This window comes from Cryobacterium luteum, from assembly GCF_900110125.1.
Classification (GTDB): domain Bacteria; phylum Actinomycetota; class Actinomycetes; order Actinomycetales; family Microbacteriaceae; genus Cryobacterium; species Cryobacterium luteum.
Map to the genome: position 1 here is coordinate 188,152 of NZ_FOCN01000001.1, position 15,518 is coordinate 203,669.

Consider the following 15,518-nt stretch of genomic DNA (forward strand, 5'->3'; position numbering starts at 1 on the left):
GTTTAGGCCTGCACTCCGGTAAGAACGACGGCAAAGTTGGCCGCTGACGACGACTGGCTCAGGCTGGGGGCGTCCACGGGCAGCGCGACCAGCACGCACACCGTTCCGGACTGCGCTTTGGCGAGGGTCAGGCCCACGGCCGTCGACGGCGCATTGGCAAATGTTCCCTTCGAGCTGGGGGCAACCGCGCTCGTGCATCCGGCCGTGTTGGCGACGACGGCAAGTCCGATGGTGAGCGAGTTGGAGAGGGTCGAGGCAGCCGTCGGCGCGATCAGCGACGAGCGGGTCACGGTCAGTGGCACGTCACCGGTGTTCGTGACGGTGACCGCGGCAGCAATCACCAGTCCCGGGTACAGCGGGGCGGCGGGAAGCGTGAGGGCCGAGACCATCATTGTGGCCGTTCCCGACGATACCGTGGCTGACGGTGTGGCGGCGCTCGAGTTCAGCAGCGCGTAGGTGCCGCCGGCAGCGGTCGTGGCCAGCACGACTGCCAGAAGAGTGGATGCTGCGGCCAGTACCAGGGCCCGCGCACGTAGCCGCAGGGTCGGCCCGGCACGGTGGGGGCGACGTTCAGCACGCGAAGCGCTGTGGCGTCCACGGGCTGTCTTCATGTCATCACCGCGCTTTCTGGTTGAACGGAGGAGCTGGAGGGGCGAGCGCACCGCCCGGGTGCTCATCGTCGGGTGATGGGCACACCAGGGACGGTGCAGGAGGTGGTGAAGAACTAGGTGGTCTGCGTCAGGGTCACGGCGAGGGCGCCCAGGTTGACCGAGCCGAGCATGGCATCGTTCTCGAACCCTGCGGTGCTGCTCTTGGGGAACGTCAGGGTGACGGTGACCACGGCAGCGCGCGAGATAACGCCGGTCCCCGTCGGTGTGATCGTGTAGGTCGGGCCGGAACCGGTGATGCCTGCGCCACTGATTGATACCTGGGCGCTCTTCGTGATGTAGCCTGCGAGCTTCCCGTCGGGTGTGGTGGTTGCGCTCGTGGCGGTGATGCTCGCTGGAGCAACGGCCAGAGTCGCGACCATGTTGTCGCCGGTTGCCGTTATATCTACCTTCTTCGTGTAGGTGAGGACGTCACCGGGCACGATCTTGTACGTGCTCAGGACGATTTCGGTGGCACCGCTCTTCCACACACCGGCGGCGGCGTTGTCGACTACCGTCAGGGCGCCGGCGGTGATGGTTCCGCCGGCAATCGATGTGCTGGAATTCCAGAGCGCGAACGTTCCCGCGCCGCCGAGCAGCAGGGTCAGTCCGGCGGCACCGGCGATAGCGCTAACGAGAAGCTTGTTCATAGTGGAGACCTTTCGGGAGATCGACTCAGGGGCGAGTGGTACACACACTATGTGGGACAGACAGATTTGTCTGTCCGTCGTTCACCCCCAGAATGGGGTTTAGGGTAAAAGTTCAATTGGTACTGAATTAGTTGAAATCAACAGGCGAGCCAGAGCATTTCGCGGCTAATTGGTAGGAATGCAACGAAAAAGCGACATGCGGGCGGGGGGACAAGTTCAACGCCGACCGGAAGGGACAGACCGTTCTACCTCCGAATTGGTCTGGCCCGTGGCATGGTCCAGACTGGAGTTTCACGAGGAGACCACATGACGTCAGAGCATCGAACCGACCACGCCGGGCCCGTCATCGTCTGGTTTCGCGACGATCTGCGGGTTGCCGACCATCCAGCTCTGCACGCAGCGATCGAGCTGGGGCAGCCAATCGTGGCCCTCTACCTGCTCGACCAGCAATCCACGGGAATACGCCCGCTCGGCGGCGCGGCCCGTTGGTGGCTGCACCAGAGCCTGCGATCCCTCGGCGACTCCATCGCTGCCCTCGGTGGTCGGTTGGTTCTGCGCCGCGGTGCGGCTGGCCCGATCATCGCCCGTCTGGTGCACGAAACGGATGCCTCCGCCGTGTTCTGGAACCGCCGCTACGGCCTGGCCGAACGCACGATCGACACCGCGATCAAGAGCGACCTGCGTGAACGCGGAGTCGATGCTCACAGTTTCGCCGGATCACTTCTGTTCGAACCGTGGACGATTCAGACCGGGCAGGGCGGCTCCTATTCAGTGTTCACACCGTTCTGGCGGGCCTGCACTGCTGGTGCGCCGCCGCGCGCGCCTTACCCGACTCCGGCCGCTATTCCCGGTTGGGCGGGCGACCCCACCACAGCCGCCCTCGTCTCCGACGACCTCGACGACTGGGGACTCCAACCGTCGAGCCCCGATTGGGCGGGCGGCCTGCGCGCCTCGTGGACGCCGGGCGAAGCATCCGCTCAAGCCCTGCTCCACATCTTCCTGGCCGAGTCGCTCCCCCGCTACGCCACCGAACGCGACGAACCGGCCCAGAACGCGACCTCACGCCTGTCTCCGCATCTGCGATGGGGCGAGATCAGTCCGTACCAGGTGTGGGCGGCCACCCAGACGGCCCAGCGCGGCCTCCGCGGTAGTGAGTTGGCCAGCGCGACCCGGTTTCTGGCCGAGGTCGGCTGGCGGGAATTCGCGTACCACGTGCTCTTTCACGCCCCGGATCTCGCGACCGAGAACCTGCGCCCCGCCTTCGACGCTTTCCCCTGGCCGCCGCTCGATCAGGATGCCCTGGCCGCCTGGCAGCAGGGTCGCACCGGCTTCGCCCTCGTCGACGCCGGCATGCGCGAACTCTGGCGAACCGGAAGTATGCACAATCGGGTACGCATGGTGACCGCATCATTCCTGATCAAGAATATGTTGGTCGACTGGCGCGAAGGCGAGCGCTGGTTCTGGGACACCCTGGTCGACGCCGACGCGGCGAGCAACCCGTTCGGCTGGCAGTGGGTGGCCGGTTCCGGAGCGGATGCCGCGCCGTATTTTCGTATTTTCAATCCCGAGTTGCAGGCGGCCAAGTTCGACCCCCATCAGCAATACATTCGCGAGAACGTGCCCGAATATGGCACGGATGCCTACCCCGCCCCGCTCGTGGACCTCGGCGAAACGCGTCGCGCTGCCCTCGCGGCCTACGAGCGGGTCAAGGGGCAGTCGGCAAGCTAGGCAACCCGAACCGAGACTCTGGGCTTGCCCGTAGGCCTGGGCTCGGACTTGGTTTCGGACGAACCGATGTACCAGATACTCAGCACGCACATGATGAGGGAGCCGACGGCGAGCGGATTCTGCAGGTACACCACGAGGTAACCCAGGTTGGGCACGAAGGCGGCCACACCGCCGATGACAGCGGCCGGCGGTACGGTGAACGGATCGACCGTGTCGTTCGCATCGCCTTTGGTCGTGAGGGTGGCATCGTCGTTGACGGCCATGAGTCGATGGGTGGTGCGATCACCGGCACGCCGAAAGGTGATGACCTGCCCGACCTCGTAGTGATCTGCCTCAACGATTACGATGCTCGCCGGCGGAATGCTGGGCGACATCGACCCGGTGCGCACGACGTAGGCCCGATAGGGCAGGGCGCCCGTCGCCACGAGGGCCACCGGAGTGAGCACGGCTGCCAGCACGAGGAGCAGAACCAGGGTGCCTTTGAGTCTTTTCACGGAGATTCTCCCGATCCAGAGGGGATTGGCCTGGACGTCGCTTCCCTCCAGCGACGCCCAAGCCGATTCATCGGTCCCTACAAGCCGGGCTTCTGCCCGACCTGGGTTGCGACGATCTGGTACGGAAGACCGTTCATGGTCGGCGCAGCAACCGGGTAGCTGTTCCACGCCCCGCCACCTTTAACATTCGAGGCATTGTCCAGCGACTTACTGACCCCGTTGCGTTCGAATTCGGGGTAGGCAAAGCCGAAACTTATGTGGCCATCAGGGCCACTCCAAGTATTTGGTGCCACGTTCGAGGCGACCTGCACCATCTTCGGCAGCGGGTGACAAAGGATTCCACCATCGTCGACACCGGGTGCAGCCAAAGTGCCGCATTTGGACAGAGGAGCTTTACCGTCCGCAAGATTAGTCGAATTGAATACCGTCGTGTCGTTCGCTGTCACGTTGAACGCGCCAAAGTTTCCAAGATCATTCAACGCATGCAGCGCGTCTGCATCATTAAAGACAACCCAGACGTCCTGATTGCTGCGTCCTGTGTTCTCATAACCCACGGTCTGGGTCTGGAGCGCCTCACCGGGCAACAGGTTCGAGAACTTGAGGTTGAGGCCCTCACTGCCCGATCCTCCTGAGCCCGAAATCTTGATCGACCCAAGGGATCCCGTAATTTCACCCTGCGCGGTGTCGCTGAAGTACGCACCGGTCGGCCCGAGTGCAGCGAGCGCCATGGTCAACGCCACGGCCACGCCACCGGCGCCCACGATAGCTTTCTTGCGGTTTAACATAAGTTTCACGTCAGTCTCATCTCAAATTGTCGATTCCGAATTGAGATAGTGAATTTCATTCACTATCTATATTCAAAACCATAGAGATGAAGCAAGCTCATGTATGCCCCCCATTGGGTAGCGACCGCCCCCAATTGGGGGGATGGAACGAATCGTCGCTTGGGAACGAAAAAACGGGCAAACAGCTGTCTGCACCCCTGTGATGATGCCGGGGTGAGACAGCCATTTGCCCGCTTCGCGAAACCGCAGTCTTACCTGCGAAGAACTATTTAGAAGAAACGAGCATACGCTCCGACCGTGAGAAACGTCGGGAACTCAGGCTCGAGAGCGGAGGTGCGCAACACGGTGAGGGCGTCGTCGAAACGGTCGGTGGGCGTGCGCTCAAGGCCATCCACGATATCGTCGAGCACTTCTTCGACCCAGTCGGAGTCGATCCGGCGGCCCTCGGCGGTGACCGAGTTCTCGTGGATCCACTGCCACAGCTGCGAGCGGGAGATCTCCGCGGTCGCAGCGTCTTCCATCAGGTTGTCGATGGCCGCTGCGCCAACGCCGCGCAGCCAGGACTCGATGTACCGCAGCGAGATGAGCACGTTGCCGCGCACACCGGCCTCGGTGATCTGACCGCCGACCGAAGCCACGTCGAGCAGCTCGGCGGCTGTCACGGTGACCTCGGGGCGCAGGCGCTCGAGCTGGTTCGGCCGGTCGCCGAGCACCTGGTCGAACTCGGCCTGCGCGGTCGGGATCAGGTCGGGGTGCGCCACCCAGGAACCGTCGAAGCCATCGCTGGCTTCACGCTTCTTGTCGGCGGCAACCTGGGCGAGCGCCTGCTCGGTGACCGCCGGGTCGCGGCGGTTCGGGATGAAGGCGCTCATGCCGCCGATGGCGAAGGCGCCGCGACGGTGGCAGGTGGAGACGAGCAGCTCGGTATAGGCCCGCATGAACGGCACCGTCATGGTGATCTGCTTGCGGTCAGGGAAGACGAAACGGCTGCCGCGGGCACGGAACGTCTTGATGATGCTGAAGATGTAGTCCCAGCGTCCGGCATTCAGGCCAGCGCAGTGGTCGCGCAGTTCGTAGAGAATTTCTTCCATCTCGAAGCCGGCCTGGATCGTCTCGATCAGCACGGTGGCGCGCACCGTGCCGTACTCGATGCCCAAACGCTCTTCGGCAAAGGTGAAGATGTCGTTCCAGAGGCGTGCTTCCTTGTGGCTCTCCAGCTTGGCCAGGTAGAAGTACGGGCCGGTACCGTTCTCGATAAGCTTCTTGGCGTTGTGGAAGAAGTACAGGCCGAAGTCGATCAGGCTGCCGGAGGACTTCATGCGGCGGTTGGCGCGGTCGATGAACGTGATGTGCTTTTCAACGAGGTGCCAGCCGCGAGGACGCATCACGATGGTCGGCGTCGACTCGTTCGTGATTTCGTACTTCTTGCCCTCGGGGCTCGTGAAGCTGAGCTGGCCGCGCACCTGGTCGAACAGGGTCAGCTGGCCCTCGATGACATTGGTCCAGGTCGGGCTCGTGGCGTCTTCCTGGTCGGCGAGCCACACCTTGGCGCTCGAGTTCAGCGCGTTGATGGCCATCTTGCGGTCGGTTGGGCCGGTGATCTCGACACGGCGATCTTCCAGGCCGGGTCCGGCTCCTGCAACTCTCCAGGTGGGATCGAGACGGATGCTCTCGGTTTCGCTCAGAAACTTGGGGTCGCGACCGTTTGCGGCGTCCACTCGCGTCTGCAGGCGGGCAGCGAGCAGGTCGTGACGGGTGCCGGCGAAACGTTCGTGCAGTTCGGCGAGGAATTCGAGGGCGTCAGGGGTGAGGATCTCGTCGTACCGGTCGCCCAGCGGGCCGGTGACCTCGAGGTGCGGGCGAATGGTGGCGAAGCTGCCGGTGTTCGTCTTCACGGTTTCGGAGTTGACCGCCTGATCGAGGGTCGGGTTCGGGGTGTTCATGGTCTGGCTCCTTGCGAAAGTAGGTGATACCGACAGGGGGCGAGCCGCAACTGCGCGGTTCGCCCGATCTCAGGCGGAGGGGGATGTGCTGTTCTGCTTCGGTCGAATCGACGAACGCGAGGGTAGTGCGGTCGTGATCCAAAAGTCGGTGCTTGCCTGTGCTTCTACTCTGCCCCGTCCGCACCGCACGAAACCACCATTCGTCAACAGAAGAAATCATGTTCTTCTGATTGTGGAAACTTTTCAATTGTGTGACACTGAGCCTATGGTCCCCGCCGAAGCCCTCTCCGCACTGTCGTCCCTCAGCATCGATGAACCCGAGCTCGACGCCCTCACCCTGGGCCGTCGCATCCGGGAACTGCGCACGAGCCGGCGCATGACGCTCGATGCCCTCGCCGCCGCGATCGACCGCGCGCCCTCGCAGGTATCGATGATGGAAAACGGCAAACGCGAACCCCGCCTCTCGATGCTGCGCACGATCGCCCTGGCCCTTGGCACCACCGTCGAGGAGCTCATGCGAACGGATGCCCCCTCCGAGCGCGCCGCCCTGGAAATCTCGGTTGAGCGGGCCCAACGCGGTCCGGTATTCCAAGCGCTCGGACTCCCCCGCATTCGGGTGAGCAAGGGGCAGAGCGACGAAACCCTGCAGACCATCCTGAGCTTGCACAACGAAATCGACCGTCTCAACCGGGAACGCGCCGCGACACCGGAAGAGGCACGTCGGGCCAACTCGGCCCTGCGCCAGATCATGCGCCAGCAAGACAACTATTTTCCCGAGCTGGAGGCGCAGGCCCTCGAGCTGCTCACCGCGGTCGGGCATTCCGGCGGTCCGGTGTCCCAGCAGCTTGTCGCCGACATGGCCACCCACCTGGGCTTTTCGTTGCACTACGTCAACGACCTGCCACACTCCACCCGGTCGGTCACCGACAAACTCAACGGACGCATCTACCTGCCGACCGAGCGTTCCGCATCGCGGGACTCACGCTCGCCGATCGTACAAGCCTTCGCGAGCCACCTTTGCGCCCACGAAGAGCCGAAAAATTACGCTGAATTTCTGCGCCAGCGGGTCGAGACCAACTACCTCACCGCGGCGATCCTCGTTCCGGAACAAGACGCGGTGCGCATGCTGACCGAGGCCAAAACCCTGCGGCGCATCTCGATGGAAGACCTGCGGGATGCCTTCGCGGTTTCATATGAGACGGCCGCGCACCGGTTCACCAACCTCGCCACGGCCCGGCTGGACATTCCGGTGCACTTCATGAAGGTGCACGAATCCGGCACGATCATCAAGGCCTATGAGAACGACAACGTGCGTTTTCCCAGCGACGCGCTCGGCGCTGTCGAGGGAACCACGGTCTGCCGCAGCTGGACGGCCCGCACCGTGTTCGACGTCGAAGACCGTTTCAGCGCCTGGTATCAGTACACGGACATGCCGTCCGGAAGCTTCTGGTGCACGTCCCGCATCGAGAAAGCCAAGGAAGGCGAGTACTCCGTGAGCGTGGGCGTACCGTTCGCGCACGTGAAGTGGTTCAGAGGCCGGGAGACCCAGAACCGTGCCGTGTCGCTGTGCCCCGATGAGTCCTGCTGCCGCCGCGCGCCCGACAACCTCGCCGGCCGCTGGGCCGGGCAGTCCTGGCCGGCCGCGCGCACCCCGACGAGCCTGCTCGCCGCGCTGCCCACCGGCACCTTTCCAGGAGTCGACCAGACCGAGGTGTACGAATTCCTCGAAGCCCACTCGCCGCACTGACCGCGCGGGCTGCCGGGTCCGCGGGACGGATGCGTGCGCATTCGCTCAAAAAAAACAAACCGGTACGTTGTCGGCAATACTTTCGGTAGCATTGATATGACGTGACAATGCTCGAAACCGGGACATTCTTGCGTACCACGCACCAGAGATTGTCGGTCGGGCTTATCCATGCATCGCCGGTCGTCTCGACCTACTGAAATGCGAGCCGACCATGTGTGACGCTCGCGGTATGTTCCGGTGCCTCTGTCGCGTCGTGCGCGCCGGCATCCCCTCGCTGGCACAATCCATGATCGATCCGCAGGAGCGGATTACATCTGCAACGCCGGCCGAAACGACAGCGCCCATGCCGTCGAACTGGTTTCGCTCGGCGACGCTGCTCGATGTACGGGGTCTCCAGGTTGGGGTAACGGCTCACGCGAACGCACCCCGGGTCGTCAACGGCATCTCGCTCTCCATCACCTGCGGTGAGGTAGTCGGGCTGGTCGGTGACGACTTCTCCGGGGCTCTCGAGGTCGCCCAGTGCATCGCCGGCGTGTTGCCGACACCGGCCACCATCCGCTCAGGGTCGATCCTGTTCAACGGTGCCGAGCTGGTCGGGCTACCCGCACGATCCCGGCACCCGCTGCACGGCCCGAAAATCGCTTACCTGTCGCGCGATCCGCTCGCCGGCCTGGACCCGGCGGCGACCGTCGGAAGCCATCTGGCGGCACCGCTGCGTGCGACGCTCGGCCTGTCGAAACCGGCCGCCTACGAACGCTCCATTGAGCTGCTGCACCAGGCCGGCGTCGAACGTCCCGAGCACGCGTTCACCGCGTTTCCGCACGAGGTATCGGCGACGATGGCGCTGCGCGTGCAGATTGCCGGTGCCCTCGCCGGCAATCCGAATCTTGTTGTGGCCGACGACCCGTCGGACACCCTCACCGCATCGGACAGCTCCGAGATTCTTGAGCTGCTGGGCCAGTTGCAGCGCGACCGCACGCTGACCATGATCATCGTGACCCGCTCGGTGCGAGTGGCCGCGCGCACCTGCCACCGCGTTGCCGTGGTGCGCACCGGTGGGATCGTGGAATACGCCTCCGTCGCCGACTTATTCGACTCCCCGAAGCATCCGTACACCCGCGAGTTGCTGTACGCGGCCGCGAACGAGTGGCCGGGCAGCCCCGCCGCGTAGATTCGGTCCGTGGAGGCCATGCTGACCACGCTTTCCGGCCTGCCCCGGTCTGCTGTTACGCGTTCTGCTGAGCCGGGACCGGCGGCCTCGTCTTTAATCATTCGTTGCTATATCTTTGACAAACCAGAGTTTGCATCGGTGCCGATTTCTTGGGTGCCCGACCAGTGAAGGATCAAGCCTATGACCAGCTACGCCGTCATCAACCCGGCCACCGGGGAGACTGTAAAGACCTACGACACCATCTCGGATGCCGAGCTCACCGCCGCGCTCACCGCCGCAGACGACGCACACACCTGGTCGCGCTCCATCAGCGTCGAAGACCGTGCAGCGCTCGTGCGCCGCGTGGCCGAACTGCACCTCGAGCGCCGCCAGGAGCTTGCCGATATCATCGTGCGCGAAATGGGCAAGCCCATGGAACAGGCCCTCGGCGAGGTTGACTTCAGCGCCGACATCTACGCTTATTACGCCGACAACGCGACGGACCTACTGAGGGACGAAGCTATCAACCTGCTCGCCGGCGAGGGTTCGGCGCTCATCCGGCGCAGCTCGCTCGGCGTGCTACTGGGCATCATGCCGTGGAACTTCCCGTACTATCAAGTTGCCCGTTTCGCCGGACCGAACCTGATCATCGGCAACACCATCCTGCTCAAGCACGCCGAGCAGTGCCCCGAATCGGCCGCCGCGATCGCGCAGATCATGCTCGACGCCGGTTTCCCCGCCGGGGCGTACACCAACCTCTACGCTTCCCATGACCAGATCGCCACGGTCATCGCCGACAAGCGCGTGCAGGGTGTCTCGCTCACCGGTTCGGAACGCGCCGGAGCGGCGATTGCTGAGATCGCCGGGCGCAACTTGAAGAAGGTCGTGCTCGAGCTCGGCGGCTCAGACCCGTTCATCCTCCTGTCCACCGATGACCTGGATGAGACCGTCGGCGCCGCCGTGGCCGCGCGGATCGACAATAACGGGCAGGCCTGCAACGCTGCCAAGCGTTTCATCGTCATCGAGGAGCTGTACCAGCCTTTCCTTGACAAGTTCACCGCGGCAATCACCGCCGTCGAGCTGGGCGACCCGACCAAGGACGGTACCGGGCTCGGGCCGCTTTCCTCGGCAAAGGCCACCGAAACGCTCACCGAGCAGGTTTTGCGCGCTGTGGCTCAGGGCGCCACCCTCGTCACGGGCGGAACCTCTGAGGGCAACTACTTCACCGCAACCGTGCTCACCGGTGTGGCGCCGGGCTCCGATGCCTTCCACGAAGAATTCTTCGGTCCGGTCGCACAGATCTTCAGCGTCCCCGACGAGGCCGCCGCAGTCGCATTGGCCAACAACACCCCGTTCGGCCTGGGCTCCTACGTCTTCACCACCGATCCCGAGCAGGCACTGCGCGTTGCCGACGGCATCGAGGCCGGCATGGTCTTCATCAATTTGGTCGGTGCCGACGGTGCCGAGCTGCCCTTCGGTGGCGTCAAGAGGTCCGGCTCGGGGCGTGAGCTTGGTCGTTTCGGCGCCGACGAATTCGTCAACAAGAAGATGATCCGCATCGGCTAACCCGGCCGCGACCACCGCCTGACAGCGGATGCGCGCGCCCGATCTGGGTGCGCGCTACGCGGGTTACCGTAGCGGCTACCGATATGGGGCGCGGTCATCGAGGCTGACCCCATCGCTGCCGCCACGAGCGCTGGCGGCGGGTTGCTTGCGGGGTGTCGAGTTATGAGGTCTTTTTGGGGGGATCCGCACGCTTTTCGCGGCTCCCCCCAAAAAGGCCTCATTGTTTGAGCTGAGGAGCAAGTGATCCGCTGCCAGCGCAACCCGCCGAAAGCCACCCGGCCACAGCCATCCGCTTAAAGCAGAAGGGCCCGTCCGAAGACGGGCTCTTCTTGGTGAATCTGTTATTTAGATGCTGTTGACGTCGAGCTGGATGCCAGGACCGAAGGTTGTCGAGACGACACCCTTCGTGATGTAACGGCCTTTGGACGAGCTCGGCTTGAGGCGGTTGATCTCCTCGAGCGCTGCCGAGATGTTCTCGTTCAGCTGGTCGGCGGAGAAGGACGCCTTGCCAACGACGAAGTGCACGTTGGAGTGCTTGTCAACGCGGAATTCGATCTTTCCGCCCTTGATGTCGGACACGGCCTTGGCGACGTCGGGCGTCACGGTTCCGGTCTTCGGGTTCGGCATGAGGCCACGCGGGCCGAGCACCTTTCCGAGACGACCGACCTTACCCATGAGCTCGGGGGTCGAGACGGCGGAGTCGAACGAGGTGTAGCCAGCGGCTACCTTCTCGATGAGCTCATCGCCACCGACCTCGTCGGCGCCGGCTGCGATAGCAGCTTCAGCGGCGGGGCCGGTTGCGAAGACGATGACCCGGGCGGTGCGGCCGGTGCCGTGCGGGAGGATGACGGTTCCACGAACCATCTGGTCGGCCTTGCGGGGGTCGACTCCGAGGCGGAGGGCGACCTCAACCGTGGAGTTGAACTTCGCGGAGCCGGTCTCCTTGGCGAGGGCGACGGCCTCGGCCGGGGTGAAGACGTTGTCTTCGCCGATCTTGGCGGCGGAGGCGCGGTACGCCTTTGACTTGGTTGCCATGTTGAATCTCCTGTATGTACTTCAGAGTGTGGTGCGAGCCTGGCAGGCTCTTCCACTAATTGCTAAGGGTGCTTCCGGCGCCCGTGGCGCCGATGCGGGGGTGTGCTCGCGCAGTTTATTGTTCGCGCAGTTGTTGGTGCTAGGCGCTGACCGTGATGCCCATGGAGCGGGCGGTTCCGGCGATGATCTTCGCGGCGGCGTCGATATCGTTGGCGTTGAGGTCAACCATCTTCGCTTCGGCAATTTCGCGTACCTGGGCCTGGGTGAGGTTGGCAACCTTGACGGTGTGCGGGGTTCCGCTACCCTTGGCGACTCCGGCGGCCTTCTTGATGAGCTCCGCTGCGGGCGGGGTCTTCAGGATGAAGGTGAACGAACGGTCGTCGTAGACGGTGATCTCAACGGGGATGACGTTGCCACGCTGGGCTTCGGTCGCTGCGTTGTAGGCCTTGCAGAATTCCATGATGTTGACGCCGTGCTGGCCCAGTGCCGGCCCGATGGGCGGTGCGGGGTTGGCTGCGCCGGCCTTGATCTGAAGTTTGATCAGACCTGTAACCTTCTTCTTCGGTGCCATGATGTTGTCCTTCGTATTGATGTGCGAGCAGCCCGGGGGCCGCTCTCCCGGCGGCCCGGATGGGCCCCGGTGGTCTGGGGAACCAGCGTGGATGACCCGTAGTCGGGCATCCGCTGATGAAAGCCGTGCTGGTTAGAGCTTGGTGACCTGGTCGAAGCTGAGCTCGACCGGAGTCTCGCGCTCGAACAGGGAGACGAGCACGATGAGCTTGCCGCTCTCCGGCTTGATCTCGCTGATCGAACCGGGCAGGCCCGCGAACGAACCTTCCTTGATCGTGATGGTCTCGCCGATTTCGTAGTCGACCTCGGCAGCGATGACGCGCTGCGCCGACTTTCCGGGGGCGCCGCCGGGCTTGGTCGGGGCTTCGACGATCTCGACGAGTCCCTTGAGCATGCCGAAGGCTTCTTCGAAGCGCAGCGGAGTGGGGTTGTGGGCGTTGCCGACGAAGCCGGTCACGCCGGGAGTGTGGCGAACAACCGACCAGCTGTCTTCGTCAAGGTCCATGCGCACGAGCACGTAGCCGGGGATGCGCACGCGGGTGACCATCTTGCGCTGGCCATTCTTGATCTCCACGACGTCTTCCATGGGCACTTCGCACTGGTAGATGAAGTCTTCCATCGCCATGGACTGCTTGCGGTTCTCAATGTTCGACTTCACGCGACGCTCGAAACCGGCGTAGGAGTGAATGACGTACCACTTGCCCGGCAGAAAGCGCAGTTCCTTACGGAACGCTTCGTAGGGGTCGATCTCTTCGTCGGCCGGGTCGACGTTCGCTTCAGCGTTGGTCTCGGTGTTGACGAGCTCGTCTTCGTCTTCGACGGCTTCGACGGATGCGTCAGCCTCTTCGGCCGAATCGATGTCGAGGGCGTCGTCGACGATGGCGTCAGCTTCGGGATCGGAGGACTCGGCGAGAGCATCGAGCGCGGCGTCGAGATTGACCTCGATGTCGTCGTCGTCGTCGATGACGTGGAGCGCCACCTGCTCGGCGGCCTCTACAGAGTCTTCGTCGGCGGCAAGGCTGTTGCCTTCCTGCGCCTCGTCTTCCTCGGAGGACTGCTCGGCGGCAGTGGCCCAGTCGACATCGTCGTGCTTCGTCTCAGTCACTAAAATCTCAATCCCTTATTTTTCTACCTGTGCAAGTTGTCTGGGCACGTTCTGTGCCGGATAGTGCGCGTGCCGGTGGTGCGGGCGTTCCGCCAAGCGGATGCCGGTGGTGACCTCTAGCCCGGCGTTCCGAACACATAGAGAACGGCGAGGCCGAAGACCCAGTCGAACGCCGATACGATGCCCATCATGATGATCACGAACACGAGCACGACGCCGGTGTAACTCAGCAGCTCCTTGCGAGTCGGTGTGACGACCTTGCGCAGTTCCGCGAAAACCTGCTTGATGAACAGGTTCAACCGAGCGAAAGGACCGCGATTGGATTCGCGGGCAATTCGTGCGTTCGCGACGACTTCCTCACTAGGTTCGTCGACAACTTTTCGGGCCACCTGTTACACCTCTCATGGTCGGCAGACATCTACCGATGTGCAGGGCGGACAGGACTCGAACCTGCAACCTGCGGTTTTGGAGACCGCTGCTCTACCAATTGAGCCACCACCCTATGGAAGCAAACCCGCCACGCCGATCAGACTCTCGTCCCAGTGGAAACACTGGGAAAAAGGCGCAGAAAAGCATGGCAGAATTCAACTACCGTCAACTAGTCTAGGTCACGGACCGGCCACTGTAAAGCTGAGACGATCTGGCCCGGCGAGCGGGCCAGTGCCTCACTAGTCAGCTTGGCACAAGATCGCGGTCACCCTGGCACCGGATGCTGTCTCAGCGATCCGTCTGCCGCTCGCCTCCTAGCCCGCGCGCGGGTCGGGTAGCTAAGCTCAACCTGTGGCTCACGAACTCAAGCGAATTTCAACTCGGATCGGCTCAATTGCTGAGTCGGCGACCCTCAAGGTTGACGGCAAGGCCAAGGCGCTGCAGGCCGCCGGGCGGCCGGTGATCAGCTTCGCGGCGGGGGAACCCGATTTTCAGACGCCCGAACACATCGTGGAGGCGGCGTTGGCCGCGGTGCGCGACCCCAAAAACTACCGCTACACCCCCGCGGCCGGTCTTCCAGAGCTGCGCGAGGCCATCGTCGCCAAGACGCTGCGTGACAGCGGGCTCGCGGTGTCGCCAAGCCAGGTCGTGGTCACCAACGGTGGCAAGCAGGCCGTCTACCAGGCCTTCGCGACCCTGCTCGATCCCGGCGACGAGGTCATCGTGCCGACCCCGTACTGGACCACCTACCCCGAGGCCATCCGCCTCGCCGGCGGCGTGCAGGTGGATGTCTTCGCCGGCAGCGACCAGGGCTATCTCGTCTCTGTCGAGCAGCTCGAAGCCGCACGCACACCCCGCAGCAAGGTTCTGCTGTTCGTCTCACCGTCCAACCCCACCGGCGCCGTCTACTCGCCCGAGCAGACGCGGGCCATCGGCCAGTGGGCCGAAGACAACGGGTTGTGGGTTATCTCGGACGAGATCTACCAGAACCTGACCTACGACGGCGTCAAGGCGGTCTCGATCGTCGAAGCCGTGCCCGCGCTGGCCGACCGCACCATCCTGGTCAACGGCGTGGCCAAAACCTATGCCATGACCGGCTGGCGCCTCGGCTGGATGGTCGGTCCTGCCGACGCCATCAAGGCGGCAGCCAACCTGCAGTCGCACCTCTCCTCGAACGTGTCGAACATCTCGCAGCGCGCCGGAATCGCCGCGCTGAACGGCCCGCAGGATGCCGCCGAGGCCATGCGGGTGGCCTTCGACCGCCGACGCAAGCTCATCGTCGCCGCGCTGAACAAGATCCCCGGCGTCGTGACCCCCACCCCGCAGGGAGCCTTCTACGTGTACCCCGACGTGACCGGCCTGCTCGGTCGTTCCTGGGGCGGAGTCACCCCGACGACCTCGCTCGAACTGGCGGACTTCATCCTCGATCGGGCTGAAGTCGCCGCCGTGCCCGGCGAGGCCTTCGGTCCGAGCGGGTTCCTGCGCCTCTCGTATGCCCTCGGCGATGACGCCCTGCTCGAGGGAGTGCAGCGCCTCCAGCGCCTGTTCACCTAGTCGCCGCTGTCGGCTACGCACGGGTCGACGCGGGTGCCGACATCCGTCGATCGGTGGATGGGGATATAGGTCTAATGGCGCTGGTGCAGCCACCAGGACGGTGGGACTCTGGTTC

Annotated in this window: 14 protein-coding genes and 1 tRNA gene; 5 read left to right on the forward strand and 10 right to left on the reverse strand. The window is 63.9% G+C overall.

Annotated features, from left to right (window positions below; all coding sequences use genetic code 11):
* Positions 1 to 2 precede the first annotated feature (2 nt).
* Both BMW72_RS00860 and BMW72_RS00865 read right to left on the reverse strand, forming a co-directional pair.
* Positions 3 to 611, reverse strand: a complete 609-nt coding sequence (locus BMW72_RS00860) for a hypothetical protein (protein WP_092106303.1) — start codon at positions 609 to 611, stop codon at positions 3 to 5.
* Positions 612 to 724: 113 nt separating this feature from the next.
* A complete protein-coding gene (locus BMW72_RS00865) occupies positions 725 to 1,297 on the reverse strand; it encodes an alternate-type signal peptide domain-containing protein (RefSeq protein ID WP_092106305.1) in 573 nt (190 codons plus the stop codon).
* 306 nt (positions 1,298 to 1,603) lie between these two features.
* Here BMW72_RS00865 and BMW72_RS00870 point away from each other — a divergent pair, with 306 nt between their 5' ends.
* Positions 1,604 to 3,025 (forward strand): cryptochrome/photolyase family protein, encoded by a 1,422-nt coding sequence (locus tag BMW72_RS00870; protein WP_092106307.1) that lies wholly within the window; start codon positions 1,604 to 1,606, stop codon positions 3,023 to 3,025.
* Here BMW72_RS00870 and BMW72_RS00875 read toward each other — a convergent pair.
* From BMW72_RS00875 to aceB, 3 genes are all read right to left on the reverse strand, one after another.
* Positions 3,022 to 3,519 carry a signal peptidase I gene (locus BMW72_RS00875; RefSeq protein ID WP_166787760.1) on the reverse strand — a complete coding sequence of 166 codons (498 nt, stop codon included), beginning with the start codon at positions 3,517 to 3,519 and terminating at the stop codon, positions 3,022 to 3,024. The genes BMW72_RS00870 and BMW72_RS00875 overlap by 4 nt on opposite strands.
* A gap of 77 nt (positions 3,520 to 3,596) precedes the next feature.
* Positions 3,597 to 4,304, reverse strand: coding sequence for a hypothetical protein (locus tag BMW72_RS00880; protein ID WP_092106311.1), 708 nt, complete (start codon positions 4,302 to 4,304; stop codon positions 3,597 to 3,599).
* Positions 4,305 to 4,573: 269 nt separating this feature from the next.
* Positions 4,574 to 6,247 carry a malate synthase A gene (gene aceB, locus BMW72_RS00885; protein ID WP_092106313.1) on the reverse strand — a complete coding sequence of 558 codons (1,674 nt, stop codon included), beginning with the start codon at positions 6,245 to 6,247 and terminating at the stop codon, positions 4,574 to 4,576.
* Between the two features lie 265 nt (positions 6,248 to 6,512).
* Here aceB and BMW72_RS00890 point away from each other — a divergent pair, with 265 nt between their 5' ends.
* The 3 genes from BMW72_RS00890 (at position 6,513) to BMW72_RS00900 (ending at position 10,710) form a co-directional block, all read left to right on the forward strand.
* The gene (locus BMW72_RS00890; protein WP_092106315.1) at positions 6,513 to 7,994 is read left to right on the forward strand and encodes a helix-turn-helix transcriptional regulator; all 1,482 of its coding nucleotides are present in this window, start codon (positions 6,513 to 6,515) and stop codon (positions 7,992 to 7,994) included.
* A 211-nt stretch (positions 7,995 to 8,205) separates the two neighbouring features.
* The gene (locus BMW72_RS00895; RefSeq protein ID WP_092106317.1) at positions 8,206 to 9,165 is read left to right on the forward strand and encodes an ATP-binding cassette domain-containing protein; all 960 of its coding nucleotides are present in this window, start codon (positions 8,206 to 8,208) and stop codon (positions 9,163 to 9,165) included.
* 180 nt (positions 9,166 to 9,345) lie between these two features.
* The gene (locus BMW72_RS00900) at positions 9,346 to 10,710 is read left to right on the forward strand and encodes an NAD-dependent succinate-semialdehyde dehydrogenase (RefSeq protein WP_092106320.1); all 1,365 of its coding nucleotides are present in this window, start codon (positions 9,346 to 9,348) and stop codon (positions 10,708 to 10,710) included.
* Positions 10,711 to 11,055: 345 nt separating this feature from the next.
* On the opposite strand, the gene rplA is transcribed toward BMW72_RS00900, so the two are convergent.
* The 5 genes from rplA to BMW72_RS00925 form a co-directional block, all read right to left on the reverse strand.
* Positions 11,056 to 11,745, reverse strand: coding sequence for a 50S ribosomal protein L1 (gene rplA / locus BMW72_RS00905; RefSeq protein ID WP_092106323.1), 690 nt, complete (start codon positions 11,743 to 11,745; stop codon positions 11,056 to 11,058).
* 139 nt (positions 11,746 to 11,884) lie between these two features.
* Entirely contained in the window at positions 11,885 to 12,316 is a 432-nt protein-coding gene (gene rplK, locus BMW72_RS00910) for a 50S ribosomal protein L11 (RefSeq protein ID WP_092106326.1), read from the reverse strand.
* Positions 12,317 to 12,448: 132 nt separating this feature from the next.
* Complete coding sequence (nusG, locus tag BMW72_RS00915; protein ID WP_092106329.1) at positions 12,449 to 13,420, reverse strand: transcription termination/antitermination protein NusG; 972 nt, start codon at positions 13,418 to 13,420, stop codon at positions 12,449 to 12,451.
* 116 nt (positions 13,421 to 13,536) lie between these two features.
* The gene (gene secE, locus BMW72_RS00920) at positions 13,537 to 13,809 is read right to left on the reverse strand and encodes a preprotein translocase subunit SecE (protein ID WP_092106331.1); all 273 of its coding nucleotides are present in this window, start codon (positions 13,807 to 13,809) and stop codon (positions 13,537 to 13,539) included.
* A 40-nt stretch (positions 13,810 to 13,849) separates the two neighbouring features.
* A tRNA-Trp gene (locus tag BMW72_RS00925) sits at positions 13,850 to 13,922 on the reverse strand.
* Between the two features lie 278 nt (positions 13,923 to 14,200).
* Between BMW72_RS00925 and BMW72_RS00930 the strand changes: the two genes are divergently transcribed.
* Positions 14,201 to 15,403, forward strand: a complete 1,203-nt coding sequence (locus BMW72_RS00930) for a pyridoxal phosphate-dependent aminotransferase (RefSeq protein ID WP_092106333.1) — start codon at positions 14,201 to 14,203, stop codon at positions 15,401 to 15,403.
* The last annotated feature ends 115 nt before the right edge of the window (positions 15,404 to 15,518 follow it).